Origin of the sequence: Streptococcus halichoeri (assembly GCF_019774635.1) — a bacterium.
Classification (GTDB): Bacteria; Bacillota; Bacilli; order Lactobacillales; family Streptococcaceae; genus Streptococcus; species Streptococcus halichoeri.
In genome coordinates, this window is the sequence record NZ_CP081502.1 from 964,492 (window position 1) to 979,918 (window position 15,427).

Consider the following 15,427-nt stretch of genomic DNA (forward strand, 5'->3'; position numbering starts at 1 on the left):
AAACGGTTGCAAAAATGAAGGAGGGACTTATGTCAGAAGTTGATTATGGCCAAGTCACTGGAATGATTCATTCGACAGAAAGTTTTGGTTCAGTAGATGGTCCGGGCATTCGCTTTATCATTTTTATGCAAGGCTGTAAGATGCGTTGCCAATACTGTCATAACCCTGATACCTGGGAGCTAGAAACCAATCAATCCACAGTCCGTACAGTCAGTGATGTCTTACAAGAAGCGATGCAATACAAGCATTTTTGGGGTGATAAAGGTGGCATTACAGTATCTGGTGGAGAAGCTATGCTCCAGCTCGACTTTATTACGGCCTTATTCATTGAAGCTAAAAAACATGGCATTCATACCACACTTGATACGTGTGGGTTTACCTACCGGCCGACTGATAGCTACCATGCTAAACTGGATCAGTTGTTGGCTGTGACAGATCTGGTTCTCCTTGATTTAAAAGAAATAGACCCCGAGCAACATAAAATCGTAACGCGTCAGCCCAATACCAACATTTTGTTATTTGCTAGGTACCTATCTGATAAGGGGATTCCGGTCTGGATACGTCATGTGCTAGTTCCTGGTTTGACCGATTTTGATGAGCATTTGGAGCGATTGGGAGCTTTTGTTGCGACATTAAAGAATGTTGATAAATTTGAAATTTTGCCCTACCATACGATGGGTGAATTTAAATGGCGCGAATTGGGCATTCCTTATACTTTAGCTGGGGTAAAACCGCCAAGCAAAGAACGGGTCCAAAATGCTAAAGATATTATGAAGACAGAAAGCTATACTGAATACATGCGCCGGGTGCATCATCACTAGTAGCTGAGCCATGCTCAACTACTCTTTTTTGTTGATAATTTTTGATTTTAGGGTACATTCGTGCTAAAATAAAGTGATTATAATAAATGAGGTAAAAGAATGTCTAAGATTTTAGTTTTTGGTCATCAAAATCCAGATACGGATGCTATTGCATCATCCTATGCTTTTGCTTATCTAGCAAGAGAAGCTTATCAATTAGAGACAGAAGCAGTTGCTTTGGGCACACCTAATGAAGAAACTGCTTTTGCCTTGGATTATTTTGGCGTTAAAGCTCCGCGGGTGGTGGTATCAGCAAAAGCAGAAGGCGTAGATACTGTCATTTTGACCGACCACAATGAATTTCAGCAATCTATTTCTGATATTGCTGAGCTAACAATATATGGCGTGGTTGATCACCACCGTGTTGGTAATTTTGAAACCGCTAATCCGCTTTATATGCGTTTAGAGCCAGTTGGATCAGCATCATCAATTGTTTATCGGATGTTTAAGGAAAGTGACGTTGCAGTACCAAAAGAAATGGCAGGTCTATTATTATCTGGATTGATTTCTGATACCTTGCTGCTAAAATCACCAACAACCCATATTTCTGATCATAAAGTAGCTGAAGAACTAGCAGCAATCGCTGGGGTTTCTCTTGAAGAATATGGTATGGCGATGTTGAAGGCTGGGACTAATCTTGCAAGCAAAACCGAGGCTCAATTAATTGATATTGATGCTAAAACCTTTGAATTAAATGGCAATGCTGTGCGTGTCGCTCAGGTCAACACAGTTGATATTGCTGAAGTACTCACTCGAAAAGCGGCTATTGAAGAAGCTATCTTAGAAGCTATGGCAAAGGAAGGGTATTCTGACTTTGTGTTGATGATTACGGATATTGTTAATTCTAATTCGGAAATTCTTGCTCTTGGTGCCAATATGGATAAGATTGAAAAAGCTTTTGATTTTGTTTTAGAAAACAACCACGCTTTCTTAGCAGGAGCTGTTTCTCGGAAAAAACAAGTCGTGCCACAACTGACTGAGAGCTTTGGCTTATAGTTACTTATCAGCCTACAAAAAAGGGGGTGAGGAAGTTCTATTCTCACCTCTTTTTGGCTGTCAACAGATGAATGCACAACTCAAAAAAGCGTCCTTCTTAGACATCAATGTGGTTTAAGCGTTTAGACCTGCTGAGGTTGTTTGGTATAATAAAAATATGTTACGTGTGATTAATCCTGATAAACTGACTGGAACTGCCTATTTCTTTGAACTGATCAATTACCTTGATCAGCATGAGGAGGTAACGTTGCGACAAATCAAGCAGGCCCTACCGGCCTATCCTAATAGCGATCGGGAGTTAGATAAGATTATTGAAGCTGGCTATGTGTATCGCGAAAATCGGCGTTATGTTAATCATCTAGCTATTGCTGATGCCTTTGAGAAGCCACCGCTGGATCAACTATTGATTATTGATGATCAGTCCCAAGCGCATCAGCGTCTCAAGACCTATGTTTACTCGACAAGCTTGACTTCTCAAAACAATCACCTGATTCTACTTGAAGAAACGGATTTTGAGCGGCAGCGCCTCACTCTGAACAATGTTTTTTACAAGTTGGCCAAGGGTTATCCGATGAGCAGCCAACAAGTTCCTCTCTATCAGCTCTTGGGTGATGTTAATCCCGCCTATGCTATGAAATATATCAGCCAATGGTTACTTAAGTTCTTAACTCATGATAGTGTGAAGCAAAAACGGCCCGATATTTTTTGGCAAGCCTTGGTTTTATTAGGCTATCTTAAGCCACTTGGTGATGATAGCTATCAGTTAGCTATGCAGGTTGAGCCAGAAAGTTTACAATTCAGTGCACAATAAACGGTTTGTTGTTTGCGCTTGAACCACAATCACGGCTCTTAACCGTTGCCTTTTGGATGCCAACTTGTTTGTTATCAAATCTAAAAAAGCTTAAGTGTCTTGTCCTGAGAGTTTTCTAACGTCATCAGTACAATTTTCTTAAGCTTAATGCTAATGTTGTTATTTCAGCCTGACATGGAAAAAGCAGGCTGAAAAAATACTTGGTTAAAAACCATTTTAAGTTTTTAAAAGGAGCTAGTTTCTACTAAGAGCTTGCTGTGCAATGGCTAAGTCTCCAGGGTAATCCTCTTTAACCCCATTTACAATTTGATACTTATCTGCTCCTTTACCGGCGATGATTAGGGCATCACCGGTTTTTTTGCAATAGGTCAAACCAGTTTCAATGGCCTTTTGGCGATCAGTAATAATGGTCACTGGACGACTGATGTAACGCGCAATCTCTTCACAGATGGCTTGTGGTGATTCAAAGTTGGGGTCATCTGCGGTTAATATAACATTCAGGTTGGGGTGTTGGTTGAGTACTTTACCAAAATCAGCTCGGCGACTCTCGCCCTTATTACCAGTAGCGCCTAAGATCACCGTTAAATGGCCAGCTTGATGCTCCTCAACTACAGAGATTAAATTGGCGAGGCTATCCCCATTATGGGCGTAGTCGACAAAGATGTTGGCTCCTAAAGGATGGTTGAGGACTTCCATTCTTCCGGGGACCTGCGTGGTGGCAATGCCAGTTGCAATATCTGGCAGCGAAGCACCCAGACGTAAGCAAGCTAGGCCAGCAGCGATGGCATTTTCTTGATTAAAGCGGCCGATGAGTCTAATTTTATACTGACCAGCCAGTTTGCCGCTAACTGTAAATGTAAAAGCCTGACTGTCAATGATAGCATTGTCTGAGTCAGCACCATAAAGGTCATGAGCTTTATGAGCGATCTGCTCCTTGACAATGGCAAAGTGATCCATGCCGCTGTTGATGATAACAGCACGGCTATTGTCCAGCAACAGTCGCTTATGATAAAAGTAATCCTCAAAACTTGGATGTTCAATCGGGCCAATATGGTCAGGACTGATATTTAAAAAGACGCCTACATCAAAGGTTAAGCCATAGACACGACCAACTAAGTAGGCTTGGCTTGAGACTTCCATAACGAGATGCGTGCGGCCATTTGCCACACAAGTCGCCATCATTTGAAAGAGATCAAGACTTTCAGGTGTAGTTAGGGTTGATTTAAAAAAGGTTTTGCCATCAAGTGTGGTGTTCATGGTGGAAAGGAGCGCTGGTTTGTGACTTTGGCTTAATATCTGATAGGCAAAGTAAGCTGCTGTGGTTTTGCCCTTAGTTCCTGTAAATGCTAGCAATTGCAGCTTATCTTGGGGGTTATCATAAAAAGCCATAGCAATCAAGCTCATTGCATGTTTGATGTCACTGACAATAATGGCGGGAATTGGTAAGTCATAATCAACCTCAGAGACATAAGCCTGCAGGCCATTTTGGCAGGCCTGCTCAAGGTATTCTTTTTTAAAAGAAGCACCCTTGGCAAAAAAAAGTGTTTCTGCATCGGCTGTCCGAGAATCGTAGCTAAGCTTTGTAAAAGAAAGGCCGCTATAGTTATAAAAATAATGGCCCTGCCTGATTACTTCTCGAAAATTATGATCTTGTTTTAAAATATCAATAGTCTGTTCAATTCTTATCATAGTTCTTATTTTATCTTTAAAGTTGATGATTTACAAGTATGAGGCAAAAGTTTATAATATAGCTACTTATAGAATGGAATGTTAAAAAATGCCAAGAAAAAAAGCGCAAGCAACGCAAGAACAATTAATGCTACGAGGGACGATTTGGTCAACTGTTAGCAATTTCACCAGTCGCCTATTAGGGGTTGTCTATATCATCCCTTGGTTAATTTGGATGGGCCGATATGGCACGCAAGCCAATGCACTCTTTAATATGGGCTATAATGTATATGCCTATTTTTTATTGGTGTCAACGACGGGGCTGAATGTAGCTATTGCTAAACAAGTGGCAAAGTACAATTCTATGGGCCAAAAAGAGCATAGTTACCAGTTGATTCGAACTACCTTAAAGCTAATGGTTGGACTTGGTGTGTTTTTCTCTGTCATCATGTATGTCACGTCTCCTTTGTTTGCTAGCTTATCAGGTAGTGATGCAAAACTCATCCCAGTCATGCACAGCCTATCTTTGGCTGTCCTTGTCTTTCCAGTAATGAGCGTTATTCGTGGCATCTTTCAAGGCTACAATAATCTAAAGCCTTTTGCCCTAAGCCAAATTGCAGAGCAGTTTATCCGTGTTATCTGGATGTTGCTTACGACTTACTACATTATGCAGCTGGGCTCAGGGAACTACGTTCAGGCAGTGACTCACTCCACCTTTGCGGCCTTTGTCGGAATGCTTGCCAGCATGGCGGTGCTGATTTATTATTTATGGCGCGAAGGCTTGCTCCAGGCTATCTTACGCAAAAATCAGCTGAGCTATCAGATTGATGCTAAGGGCCTGCTCTTTGAAACCATTAAAGAATCCATTCCTTTTATCATCATTGGCAGTGCCATCCAAGCTTTTCAATTGATTGACCAATGGACCTTTTCTAACACGATGTTGCTTTTGACCAACTACTCAAAATCGCAATTACTGGTTCTGTTTGGCTACTTTAATGCTAATCCATCGAAGATTACGATGATTTTGATTGCGGTCGCAGCTTCCATTGGGGGAGTGGGCATCGCCCTTTTAACCGAGAACTATGTCAAAAAAGACATGCATGCTGCGGCCAGATTGATTATTAATAATATCACCATGCTGCTGGCTTTTATCTTGCCGGCTTTGACTGGCGCCATTATTTTGGCTCGTCCGCTCTATACGATTTTTTATGGTCCTAGCAGTAATCAGGCGATTCATTTGTTTATAGCGGCTCTTGTCCAAACGATTTTTCTAGCGCTTTACTCGCTCTTATCGCCGATGCTTCAGGCCTTATTTGAAAATCGCAAAGCTTTACTTTATTTTATGTATGGGATTATGGTTAAACTGCTTTTACAAATCCCTGCGATTTATGTCTTCCATGCTTATGGCCCAATCCTTGCAACCTGTGTGGCTCTTTTTGTGCCTATTTATCTGATGTATCATCGCCTGCACAAAGTAACCCATTTCAATCGCCAAAGATTGCGCCGGCAAGTTTTGCTTGTTAGCCTTATTACCCTCATCATGGGGCTAGTGGTGCTGCTTGCCAGCTGGCTCTTAGGCATGGTGCTCATTCCAATCGATCGTTTGACTAGTCTGCTTTACTTAACGATTGTCGGTGCGATTGGTTTTGGTGTTTATGGCTATCTCGCCCTTGCTACGCATCTGCTTGATCGTTTTATTGGTGAAAGCAAAGCTAAAAAATTGCGCCAAAAGCTTCACCTTGCTTAGTAGCCAGCAAAAGGCAGGCAAATCATATATTAGTTACTCTGACTTGTTTAGCCGCCCCTTTTCAGGCAGGATGTGCCCTATTTTATTCATCAATGACCACAGAAAGCTTGGGTTTTCGCCCGGGCTTTTTTACTTACCCGACTTAAAAAATAAGCTTGAAAAGTCTTAAAGAATCAAGCAAAATCAAATTTTTTTTGCTATAATGTTAAAAGTGAAAAAAGAAGAAGGAAGTAATCAAAATGGGAAAATGTCAAGTGATTTCACACCCGCTCATTCAACACAAGTTATCAATCTTACGTCGTCAAGATACCTCAACCAAAGATTTTCGTGAATTAGTAAACGAAATTGCCATGCTGATGGGCTATGAAGTGTCGCGTGATCTCCCATTAGAAGATGTTGCGATTGAAACACCGGTGGCGACCACCGTGCAAAAACAACTTTCAGGGAAAAAGCTAGCCATTGTTCCTATCCTTCGAGCAGGGATTGGTATGGTTGATGGTTTTTTGAGTTTGGTGCCGGCTGCCAAAGTTGGTCATATTGGTATGTATCGCGATGAAGAAACATTGCAACCAGTTGAATATTTGGTAAAACTTCCTGAAGATATTGACCAACGGCAGATTTTTATCGTTGATCCCATGCTAGCAACTGGTGGCTCTGCTATTTTAGCGGTTGATTCGTTGAAAAAACGCGGTGCTACTAATATTAAATTTGTCTGTCTGGTTGCAGCCCCAGAAGGCGTTGCTAAGTTAAATGCTGCTCATCCTGATGTGGACATCTATACAGCAGCCCTTGATGAAAAACTAAATGAAAATGGCTATATTGTGCCTGGTCTTGGTGATGCGGGTGACCGTCTCTTTGGGACAAAATAACGTGCTAAGCCCTTTTTTAAGTAGGCACTGAGTTAAAGCACCAAAGGAACAAACCTTGATATGGGCGAAAAGTTAGCCTTTGGCAAAGCAAATATTTGACCTTTGTTGACCATTAGCTTATAATAGTATCAATCATTAATATCATGGTTGATGAACCCTGTTTGTCAATCATAAATAGAATGGAGATTTCTATGATTCCTGTTGTTATTGAACAAACAAGTCGTGGCGAACGCTCTTACGACATTTATTCGCGTTTATTAAAAGACCGTATCATTATGTTGACTGGTCCGGTCGAAGACAATCTTGCTAACAGTATTATCGCGCAGCTATTATTCTTGGATGCACAAGATAATACCAAAGATATTTACCTTTACGTCAATACGCCTGGTGGCTCTGTCTCGGCTGGTTTAGCGATTGTTGATACGATGAATTTCATCAAATCAGACGTGCAAACGATTGTTATGGGGATGGCTGCCTCAATGGGGACAGTCATTGCCTCATCTGGTACAAAAGGCAAACGCTTCATGTTGCCTAATGCGGAGTACATGATTCACCAGCCAATGGGTGGCACCGGTGGCGGTACGCAACAATCAGACATGGCCATTGCTGCTGAGCATCTCTTGAAAACGCGTCATCGTTTGGAAAAAATCTTGGCCCAAAATTCTGGCAAGACCATCAAACAAATTCACAAAGATGCTGAGCGTGATAATTGGATGACGGCAGAAGAAACGCTGGCTTATGGCTTTATTGATGAAATTATGGAAAATAACGAGCTAGTCTAAGGTTCACACTAGGGTGTAGCATTAGGTGACGCTCTCAAACATAAACACTTAAGTCCTGGCTTAAGTGTTTTTTGCGTACTCCTAGCTGAGCGACTCTGCTAAAAATATGATATAATCAAAAGTATGTTAGCCGTTAATGATCATTTATTTGCCTTAGAAGCTGCCGCCTTAGACTTGGTGCAAGCCCTGAAAAACACTCCTCAATATGGGCACTATCAGCTAGCAAGTAAGTAAGTACACAAAGATACAGAGCTTGGGCGCCGTATTCAGGCTTTTCAGCAATTAGTGGACACCTACGAGGAAGCTGCCAGACATAGCAAGGATGTTAGCCATTTGTCAGCACTTCGGCAGCAAGTTCTAGCCTGCAAAAAGCAATTAGATTTGCACCCGGCCATGGTTCAACTACGTTATGCGGAGGTTGATTTTCAAAAATTGCTGGCGCAGGTGACCCAAAGCCTGGCTGAGGCTGTATCGCCCACTATTTTTGTGGATACCGGTCTGCCCCTGGCAGCCAAAAAAGTACCCCCATCCTCAAGGGATTTATAAGAATATAAAAGAAAAGGATCAAAGATAAACCATGTATCAAAAACAAGAGAGACAAGGTCTAGTTGTGTATCTCTATTATAATCGCGATGCGCGCAAAGTGATGAAGTATGGTGATCTCCATTACCACTCTAAACGCTCTCGTTATCTGTATTTATATGTGAATCAGTCAGAAGTTGCTCAGAAAATAGAAGAGTTAAGTAAATTACGCTTTGTCAAAAAGGTGAAACCCTCAGAGCTTGCTGCTATTGATACTCATTTTGTTGGTAACCTGCATCGACAAGAAGACGAATCAGGCGCAACTGCTTACTAGCTGGCTAATGACCTTACAGGCTGAAAAAGGGTTTTGCTTAAATGGTTGATGATTAATGAGCACAGCTAGGTTAGATGGTGGGACCTTTTTTGTAACTTTGCTAGCTAAGCAGGTGGTCTTAGATTGAGCTGGAAACGACAGGCTTTGCTGTGACCACAGAACCACCTTAAGACAAAAGCTGTAAACCACGTCAATCCCTTTTGCTAGGGCTTGCTATCAAAGGCAGCCTAAGCCCTTTTATGTTGCCTCTTTGGGCTTTATGCATATAGGCATGTGGCTGAGTAATGCAGTGATTGCAACAGTTAACACGCTCAGATTGACCGTGTTTTTTTGTGTGATTTTTGGTAAAATAGAACTATTAAGGATATAAAGGTGACCATGAAAAAAGGACTACTGATTACGGTTGAAGGGCCAGATGGTGCTGGTAAAACCAGTGTTTTACAAGAAATTCTACCACTATTAAACACTCTGCTTGCTGGGCAGCTTGTGACCAGCCGAGAACCAGGTGGTGTTGTTATAGCAGAGGCGATTCGTGAAGTGATTTTAGATCTTAACCATTCAGCAATGGATGCTAAGACAGAGCTTCTCCTTTATATTGCTGCACGCAGGCAACATATGGTTGAAAAAGTCAAACCAGCTCTTGAGCAAGGGCAATGTGTGATTATGGACCGGTTTATTGACAGTTCAGTAGCTTATCAAGGGTATGGGCGTGGGCTGGACATTGAGGCCATTCAGTGGCTCAATCATTATGCTACTGATGGGCGTTTGCCTGATTTAACACTTTATTTTGATGTGCCTTCTGATATTGGTTTGAGCCGGATTTCACAAAATGGACAGCGCGAAGTCAATCGCCTTGATTTAGAACAACTAGAGTTGCATCAGCGGGTGCGAGCAGGTTATCGGGCCTTGGCTAAGGCTTATCCCGAGCGGATTGTAACGATTGATGCTTCGCAGGATTTTGAATCAGTTGTTGCAGATACTGTGCAAGTGTTAAGACCATTTTTGGCCAAACATCAAGGAGAGGAAAGTTAGTGGCAATTCAAGAGTTAGCACCAGAAATATTTCAGCAATTTCAGCAGATTATTGGGCACAATCGCTTGAGTCATGCTTATCTCTTTGCAGGAGACTATGCTAATTATGATATGGCTATCTATTTGGCACAAGCGCTCTTTTGTGAGCAACCCAAGGACCATTTGCCTTGTGGTCATTGTCGCACCTGTCATTTAATTGCCCAAGAAGACTATGCGGATGTGACCCTTTTGGAACCAGCTGGCCAGGTGATTAAGACAGAGACAGTACGCGAAATGTTGCGCCAATTTTCATCAACGGGCTATGAAAGTAATCGTCAGGTCTTTATTGTAAAAGACTGTGAAAAAATGCATACAAATGCTGCTAACAGTCTCCTAAAATATATCGAGGAACCACAAAGCGACTCTTACATTTTTTTACTGACTAATGATGAAAACCAAGTCTTGCCGACCATCAAAAGCAGAACGCAGGTCTTTCGATTTCCCAAGAATCAAGACTACTTGGTGCAACAAGCACAGCAGCAGGGCCTTTTAAAAAGCCAAGCCCAGCTCTTAGCCCAGTTGGCTAAAAATCCCGCTCATCTCGAGGTGCTAATGGCAGATAACAAGCTTTTAGACTTAATCAATGGGTGTCAACGTTTTGTGGACTTGTTATTAAGTCAGAAAGCCCAGGCTTATATTGAAGTTAGCCGCATTAGCCAATTAGCCCCAGAAAAGCAAGATCAAGACCGCACTTTTCAATTGTTGACGGTGCTCTTGTCTAGCCAATATGGTGCCCCTTGGTCTCTTCACTATCTTGAAGGTCTCTACCAGGCTCGGTTAATGTGGCAAAGCAACGTGAGTTTTCAAAATGCATTAGAATATATGGTGATAACATGAAGCAAGTGATTGGTGTAACCTATCGTAAATATGCCCAAGGCCACTTGGTCCAAACACAAGAAGCTTATCCAATTGGGACGCAGGTGCTCATCAAAGAAGGCAAGGCTATCTATCTAGGTGAAGTCAATGAACCAACACGTATGATGGCTGATAAGGAAGTGCCAAAATGCCTAAGAAGAGCAAAGGTCAAGGACATTCAAGCTGCCACAGCTAATGACTATGCTGCTAAGGCGTCTTATGCTAAGGTTCAGGCCTTACTGCAATCCAATCAGTTAACAGTAAAGCTTCAAGAAATCATCTTTCCCCTGGATCGCCAATTTGTTTTAATCACCTTTGCCTCTGATAAACGTGTTGATTTTAGAAATTTATTAAAAGACTTAGCTGCTCACTTTCGGATGCGCATTGAACTGCAGCAGATTAATAGCCGAGCTCAAGCTCGTATATCAGGTGGCTTAGGACCTTGCGGCCGTCCCCTGTGTTGTTCTAGTTTTCTGGGAGAATTTCCCAAACTGTCAATCAAAATGGCTAAGAATCAAAATCTATCACTCTCATCGGGCAAATCAAGCGGTTATTGTGGTCACTTGTTATGTTGCTTACAATACGAAGAACAGTTCTATCAAGAAAGTAAGGCTAAGTTTCCTGATTTTGGACAGACAGTCCTTACCAAAGATGGTCAAGCTATTGTAACAGGCATTGACATTTTTAATGATGTGGTGGCTGTTCGCTTTTTTGATCATTATCCCATTGTTCATTACGCATTAGAGGAGGTCACAATCAGTGGATAAACGCGAATTATTTGATGCTTTTGATGACTTTTCACAAAATTTGATGGTGACCCTGGCTGATATTGAAGCTATGAAAAAGCAAGTGCAGGGCTTGGTTGAAGAAAACACCGTTCTTCGTCTAGAAAACACCAAGCTTCGCGAACGTTTAAGCCAATTAGAGCATGAGCACGAAAACAGTGTTAAGACCTCTCCTAGTCAAGGAAAGGAACACTTGGAAACCATTTATGAAGAGGGTTTTCATATTTGTAACTTTTTCTACGGTCAGCGCCGTGAAAATGATGAAGAGTGCATGTTTTGTCGGGAATTATTAGACAGAAAGTAAGATAATGCGAGTTCAAAAAAGTTTTAAAGAAGAGCAAGCATCAGGTACCCTATACCTGGTGCCAACCCCGATTGGTAATTTACAAGACATGACTTTTCGTGCGCTGGAAACCTTAAAAGCTGTTGACCTTATTTGTGCTGAGGATACCAGAAACACTGGTCTATTGCTCAAGCATTTTCAAATTACCGCAAGGCAGGTTAGCTTTCATCAGCATAACGCTTATGACAAAATTCCTCAGATCCTGGAGTGGTTATTGTCAGGAAAATCGGTAGCCCAGGTATCAGATGCGGGCATGCCCTCCATTTCTGATCCTGGTCATGATTTGGTCCAAGCAGCCCTTCAAGCGGCGATTCCGGTGGTTGCTTTACCCGGCCCTAGTGCTGGTATTACGGCTTTGATTGCTAGTGGTTTAGCGCCTCAACCTCATGTCTTTTACGGCTTTTTACCTCGCAAAAAGGGGCAACAAGCAGCCTTTTTTGAAAGCAAAAAAGCATACCCAGAAACCCAGATTTTTTATGAATCGCCCTACCGGCTGGCTGATACGCTCAAGCACATGCAAGCTATTTATGGTGATCGTAAGCTTGTCCTTGTGCGGGAGCTAACAAAACGCTTTGAAGAATATCAGCGGGGGACTATCTCCGAGATTCGGACCTTTATCGAAACTCATCCTTTAAAAGGAGAATGCTTGATTATTGTCGAAGGAGATAAAGGTGAGAGTGCCTATGAACAAGAACTAGCGCATCAGGATCCTCTTGCCCTGATTGAAGCTCGCATTCAAGCCGGTGAAAAACCAAATCAAGCAATCAAGGCAGTAGCTAAAGCCTTAGGACGCAATCGTCAAGCCTTATATGCAGACTATCACCAGAGTAAAGGCTGATGTTCACATGGCGTTACAAGTAAAAAAAGAGGTCAGACAATTGATAGATTTTTCTCATAGTTTTGACGTAAAAAACAAAATGCGCGTCAAAATTATAAGAGACAGGTGTCATATCAAATCAGTCTACTCTCTTTTTTTAATTTCTTAATAAGGCTTAACAGATACGAGTGCCGTGGGCCTGAGTGATGCCTGTTTGGGCAGTTAAATCTTGATAGTTATCGGCAGTCACGCCTCCACCAATCATCAATTCAATACGCTGGTCAGCGTAAGCATTCAAAGCTTTTAAATGTTCAATATTATCATGAATGGGCTGCTCGGCCTTTGAACCATGCAGCAAAATTCGGGTAAAGCCCAGTTCCACCAACTGATCAAGAGCTTGGAATTGCTCTTTTGCTGGGATGGCATCAAAAGCCATGTGAAATACCAAAGGAATCCCCTGGGTTGCGGGTAAGAGTTGTTCAATAGCTTCGCGGTCAATCTGATTGTCGATTGTTAAGATACCAAAGACAAGAGCATCAGCTTCTAGGGTAACGGCTTGAAGGATGTCTTCTTCCATGACCCGTAATTCTGTATCATTATAAACAAAGTTACCCCCGCGTGGTCGAATCATCACGGCCACTGATATGCCCTTTTCATGTAGCAAGCGACAAGCTTCCTTGATGACACCATAGCTAGGGGTGGTCCCCCCAACAGCTAAATTATCGCAGAGCTCCACACGAGCGACATTTCCTGCTTGAAGTTGAGGTAATGCTGTTAGATTTTCTGCACAGAATTCTCTTAAAATCATTTAAATCTCCTTATGTTAGCGATTGCTAATCTTCTTTCATTATAGCATGAAATCAAATACCTTACTATGTGGTTAAGAATGTTTTGTCAAATTGTTTGGCCTTTGCTATACTTAAAGAAAATAGGCTGGTGCAGCAAAAAAAGCTGTACAGCATCAGCAATCAGCACAAGTAAACTAAGCTTGCTTAGTGCTTTAGATTTACTGCTGGATTGTTCGATTGAGTGCAACAGATAAGCGCAATAGCAAAAGCTAAGGAGGGATTATACCATGGACATTCGATTAGCCTTTCCCAACGAAATTAACCAAATCCTGCCGCTTTTTGAACAGGCTAAGCGTCAGATGGCGGCTTATGGTAGTGACCAGTGGCAGGATGCCTATCCTGACTATCAAGTGATAAGCAATGACATTTTGCAAGGGCAGGCCTATCTTGCTTGCCAAGCAGGCGAGATTATCGGCTATGTAGCGGTTGTGCAAGGCGGCGAGGAAGCCTATGAAGCCATCTATGAGGGACAGTGGCTGATTCAAACGAAAGATTATGTAGTCTTTCATCGATTAGTCTTGAGCCAGCAATGGCAAGGTCAGGGTTTAGCACAGATTTTTTTGCAAGGAATGATGGAGGGGCTGGCTCAAACAGACTTTCGCTGTGATACGCATGAAAAGAACCGTGCCATGCAAGGCCTACTAGAAAAACTCGGCTTTACCTATTGTGGCAAGATTCCCTTGGCGGGTGAGCGCTTAGCTTACCAGCTGCTCACAGATGGACAAGCTAAAGCTCCGATTCAATACCTTGATGAAGAAGCTTCTTATCCTTATTCATGACTGAGGTGTACAGAGATGACCTATTATCAAACCATCTACACCTCCCCAATCGGGGAGATTTTCTTGCTGGCCTCGTGTCGTCAGCTGTTGGGAGCTTGTTTTTGCGATCAAACGGACAGTTTCAGCCGATTTTTTGATCTCAGTCAAACAAATCAAACCGAGACTTCTGTGTTAGTCAAAGCCCAGTGGTGGTTGGATGCTTATTTTCAAGGGGAGAAGCCTGAACCATCTGATTACTTGGCGCTACGGGGAACCCCTTTTCAAAATACTGTTTGGCAGGCTTTGCAGTCTACCCCCTATGGGCAGACGCAGACTTATGGACAAATCGCTAAAAAGCTGAACTGTCGTTCTGCGCAAGCCATTGGCGCAGCCCTGGGGCGTAACCCCCTCTTACTCTTTCTTCCTTGTCATCGTGTCTTAGGAAGGAATCATCAGCTAACCGGCTATGCTGGTGGCCTTGAACGTAAGGCCTGGCTTTTAGACCATGAACAAAACAGATTGGAGACTCTATGATTACCTTTTATGAATACCCTAAATGCTCGACCTGTCAACGAGCTAAAGCTGAATTACAAAGCTTATTAGCTCAAGACCAATGGCAGGCCATTGACATCAAAGCAAGGCCCCCAAGAGCAGAACAATTAATTCAGTGGATGAACCAAGGAAAGTTCACGCTTAAGCAATTTTTTAATACTAGTGGCAATAGCTATCGCCAATTAGGTTTAAAAGATAAGATTGATGATTTGACCATTGAGCAAGCCAGCAAGCTCCTGGCTTTAGATGGTATGTTAATTAAACGACCCCTCTTAGTGCAAGGTGACACCCTATTACAGATCGGCTATCGCTCGCCCTATCAGGCCTTACCTCTAACCGACTAAAAAGCCCTGCCTGCTCACCCATTGATTATATGGGGGAATAGGCGGGCCTTTTATATTAAAGTTCGGTGCTGATTTGCCAAAATATACCAAATTTATCAATCAGATTAGCATAGGCGGGGCTCCAAAAGGTTTCTTGCAGAGGAAGGGCAATGGATTTTGCATCAACTGCCAATTTGTCATAGCGTTTTTGTACCCTCTCTACGCTATCCACTATAATAGCAGCAGACATATTTGTCCCCGGACGGTAGCTATTATCGGGATTTTCATCAGATAGCTGAAGAATAATGCCATCAAAAGCCAATTGAGCATTTAGTACTAATTGTGCTCGATCCTTAGGACAATCAGGGATTTGGTCTTGCCACAAGGTCAGGCTGAGCAACTCAGTATCAAAGACTTCTTGGTAGAAGCGAACGGCTTCTTGACCATTGCCATCAGTAATAAGATATACGTTTAGTGCTTTGATCAT

At 42.4% G+C, this 15,427-nt stretch carries 18 protein-coding genes and 1 pseudogene; 16 read left to right on the plus strand and 3 right to left on the minus strand.

Annotated elements, in window-relative coordinates:
* Positions 1-29 precede the first annotated feature (29 nt).
* From pflA to K5J94_RS04640, 3 genes are all read left to right on the plus strand, one after another.
* On the plus strand, positions 30-821 hold the full coding sequence (gene pflA / locus K5J94_RS04630) for a pyruvate formate-lyase-activating protein (RefSeq protein ID WP_159544965.1): 792 nt from the start codon (positions 30-32) through the stop codon (positions 819-821).
* Between the two features lie 99 nt (positions 822-920).
* On the plus strand, positions 921-1,856 hold the full coding sequence (locus K5J94_RS04635) for a manganese-dependent inorganic pyrophosphatase (RefSeq protein ID WP_221913672.1): 936 nt from the start codon (positions 921-923) through the stop codon (positions 1,854-1,856).
* Positions 1,857-2,013: 157 nt separating this feature from the next.
* The gene (locus K5J94_RS04640) at positions 2,014-2,667 is read left to right on the plus strand and encodes a DUF1803 domain-containing protein (protein ID WP_159564919.1); all 654 of its coding nucleotides are present in this window, start codon (positions 2,014-2,016) and stop codon (positions 2,665-2,667) included.
* A gap of 234 nt (positions 2,668-2,901) precedes the next feature.
* Here K5J94_RS04640 and K5J94_RS04645 read toward each other — a convergent pair whose 3' ends face one another.
* Positions 2,902-4,356, minus strand: coding sequence for a UDP-N-acetylmuramoyl-L-alanyl-D-glutamate--L-lysine ligase (locus K5J94_RS04645; protein WP_221913674.1), 1,455 nt, complete (start codon positions 4,354-4,356; stop codon positions 2,902-2,904).
* 88 nt (positions 4,357-4,444) lie between these two features.
* Here K5J94_RS04645 and K5J94_RS04650 point away from each other — a divergent pair, with 88 nt between their 5' ends.
* The 10 genes and pseudogenes from K5J94_RS04650 (at position 4,445) to rsmI (ending at position 12,480) form a co-directional block, all read left to right on the plus strand.
* On the plus strand, positions 4,445-6,082 hold the full coding sequence (locus tag K5J94_RS04650) for a putative polysaccharide biosynthesis protein (RefSeq protein ID WP_159592561.1): 1,638 nt from the start codon (positions 4,445-4,447) through the stop codon (positions 6,080-6,082).
* Positions 6,083-6,321: 239 nt separating this feature from the next.
* Positions 6,322-6,951 carry a uracil phosphoribosyltransferase gene (gene upp, locus K5J94_RS04655; RefSeq protein ID WP_159544975.1) on the plus strand — a complete coding sequence of 210 codons (630 nt, stop codon included), beginning with the start codon at positions 6,322-6,324 and terminating at the stop codon, positions 6,949-6,951.
* A 191-nt stretch (positions 6,952-7,142) separates the two neighbouring features.
* Positions 7,143-7,733: an ATP-dependent Clp protease proteolytic subunit gene (locus K5J94_RS04660; RefSeq protein WP_159544977.1), complete on the plus strand. Its 591-nt coding sequence runs from the start codon at positions 7,143-7,145 to the stop codon at positions 7,731-7,733.
* A 246-nt stretch (positions 7,734-7,979) separates the two neighbouring features.
* Positions 7,980-8,279, plus strand: a pseudogene (locus tag K5J94_RS04665) (YlbF family regulator); the annotation flags it as partial.
* Between the two features lie 31 nt (positions 8,280-8,310).
* A complete protein-coding gene (locus K5J94_RS04670) occupies positions 8,311-8,589 on the plus strand; it encodes a YlbG family protein (protein WP_159544981.1) in 279 nt (92 codons plus the stop codon).
* Positions 8,590-8,967: 378 nt separating this feature from the next.
* A complete protein-coding gene (gene tmk / locus K5J94_RS04675) occupies positions 8,968-9,621 on the plus strand; it encodes a dTMP kinase (protein WP_221913676.1) in 654 nt (217 codons plus the stop codon).
* Positions 9,621-10,496, plus strand: coding sequence for a DNA polymerase III subunit delta' (locus K5J94_RS04680; RefSeq protein ID WP_159564927.1), 876 nt, complete (start codon positions 9,621-9,623; stop codon positions 10,494-10,496). The genes tmk and K5J94_RS04680 overlap by 1 nt, the downstream gene beginning before the upstream one ends.
* Entirely contained in the window at positions 10,493-11,281 is a 789-nt protein-coding gene (ricT, locus tag K5J94_RS04685; RefSeq protein WP_221913678.1) for a regulatory iron-sulfur-containing complex subunit RicT, read from the plus strand. Before K5J94_RS04680 ends, ricT begins: the two co-directional genes overlap by 4 nt.
* Complete coding sequence (gene yabA, locus K5J94_RS04690; protein ID WP_159544989.1) at positions 11,274-11,603, plus strand: DNA replication initiation control protein YabA; 330 nt, start codon at positions 11,274-11,276, stop codon at positions 11,601-11,603. The genes ricT and yabA overlap by 8 nt, the downstream gene beginning before the upstream one ends.
* A 4-nt stretch (positions 11,604-11,607) precedes the next feature.
* Positions 11,608-12,480 (plus strand): 16S rRNA (cytidine(1402)-2'-O)-methyltransferase, encoded by an 873-nt coding sequence (rsmI, locus tag K5J94_RS04695; RefSeq protein WP_159564931.1) that lies wholly within the window; start codon positions 11,608-11,610, stop codon positions 12,478-12,480.
* A 154-nt stretch (positions 12,481-12,634) separates the two neighbouring features.
* Here the strand turns inward: rsmI and K5J94_RS04700 are convergent, their stop codons facing one another.
* Positions 12,635-13,267, minus strand: coding sequence for a copper homeostasis protein CutC (locus K5J94_RS04700; protein ID WP_159544993.1), 633 nt, complete (start codon positions 13,265-13,267; stop codon positions 12,635-12,637).
* Between the two features lie 267 nt (positions 13,268-13,534).
* Here K5J94_RS04700 and K5J94_RS04705 point away from each other — a divergent pair, with 267 nt between their 5' ends.
* The 3 genes from K5J94_RS04705 to K5J94_RS04715 are packed head-to-tail and all read left to right on the plus strand — an operon-like array spanning position 13,535 to position 14,961.
* Positions 13,535-14,086: a GNAT family N-acetyltransferase gene (locus K5J94_RS04705; protein WP_221913680.1), complete on the plus strand. Its 552-nt coding sequence runs from the start codon at positions 13,535-13,537 to the stop codon at positions 14,084-14,086.
* 15 nt (positions 14,087-14,101) lie between these two features.
* Entirely contained in the window at positions 14,102-14,599 is a 498-nt protein-coding gene (locus K5J94_RS04710; protein WP_221913683.1) for a methylated-DNA--[protein]-cysteine S-methyltransferase, read from the plus strand.
* Complete coding sequence (locus tag K5J94_RS04715) at positions 14,596-14,961, plus strand: arsenate reductase family protein (protein WP_159544999.1); 366 nt, start codon at positions 14,596-14,598, stop codon at positions 14,959-14,961. The genes K5J94_RS04710 and K5J94_RS04715 overlap by 4 nt, the downstream gene beginning before the upstream one ends.
* A 55-nt stretch (positions 14,962-15,016) precedes the next feature.
* Here the strand turns inward: K5J94_RS04715 and K5J94_RS04720 are convergent, their stop codons facing one another.
* Positions 15,017-15,427 (minus strand): VOC family protein, encoded by a 411-nt coding sequence (locus K5J94_RS04720; RefSeq protein WP_221913686.1) that lies wholly within the window; start codon positions 15,425-15,427, stop codon positions 15,017-15,019.

What these genes read in the sequence shown, in the direction of transcription:
- ricT (WP_221913678.1), top strand. Translation starts at nt 10,493, where the DNA reads ATGAAGCAAGTGATTGGTGTAACCTATCGTAAATATGCCCAAGGCCAC.
- pflA (WP_159544965.1), top strand. Translation starts at nt 30, where the DNA reads ATGTCAGAAGTTGATTATGGCCAAGTCACTGGAATGATTCATTCGACA.
- K5J94_RS04650 (WP_159592561.1), top strand. Translation starts at nt 4,445, where the DNA reads ATGCCAAGAAAAAAAGCGCAAGCAACGCAAGAACAATTAATGCTACGA.
- K5J94_RS04640 (WP_159564919.1), top strand. Translation starts at nt 2,014, where the DNA reads ATGTTACGTGTGATTAATCCTGATAAACTGACTGGAACTGCCTATTTC.
- K5J94_RS04645 (WP_221913674.1), bottom strand. Translation starts at nt 4,356, where the DNA reads ATGATAAGAATTGAACAGACTATTGATATTTTAAAACAAGATCATAAT.
- K5J94_RS04720 (WP_221913686.1), bottom strand. Translation starts at nt 15,427, where the DNA reads ATGATCAAAGCACTAAACGTATATCTTATTACTGATGGCAATGGTCAA.
- K5J94_RS04710 (WP_221913683.1), top strand. Translation starts at nt 14,102, where the DNA reads ATGACCTATTATCAAACCATCTACACCTCCCCAATCGGGGAGATTTTC.
- upp (WP_159544975.1), top strand. Translation starts at nt 6,322, where the DNA reads ATGGGAAAATGTCAAGTGATTTCACACCCGCTCATTCAACACAAGTTA.
- K5J94_RS04705 (WP_221913680.1), top strand. Translation starts at nt 13,535, where the DNA reads ATGGACATTCGATTAGCCTTTCCCAACGAAATTAACCAAATCCTGCCG.
- K5J94_RS04660 (WP_159544977.1), top strand. Translation starts at nt 7,143, where the DNA reads ATGATTCCTGTTGTTATTGAACAAACAAGTCGTGGCGAACGCTCTTAC.
- rsmI (WP_159564931.1), top strand. Translation starts at nt 11,608, where the DNA reads ATGCGAGTTCAAAAAAGTTTTAAAGAAGAGCAAGCATCAGGTACCCTA.
- K5J94_RS04670 (WP_159544981.1), top strand. Translation starts at nt 8,311, where the DNA reads ATGTATCAAAAACAAGAGAGACAAGGTCTAGTTGTGTATCTCTATTAT.
- K5J94_RS04700 (WP_159544993.1), bottom strand. Translation starts at nt 13,267, where the DNA reads ATGATTTTAAGAGAATTCTGTGCAGAAAATCTAACAGCATTACCTCAA.
- K5J94_RS04635 (WP_221913672.1), top strand. Translation starts at nt 921, where the DNA reads ATGTCTAAGATTTTAGTTTTTGGTCATCAAAATCCAGATACGGATGCT.
- K5J94_RS04715 (WP_159544999.1), top strand. Translation starts at nt 14,596, where the DNA reads ATGATTACCTTTTATGAATACCCTAAATGCTCGACCTGTCAACGAGCT.
- tmk (WP_221913676.1), top strand. Translation starts at nt 8,968, where the DNA reads ATGAAAAAAGGACTACTGATTACGGTTGAAGGGCCAGATGGTGCTGGT.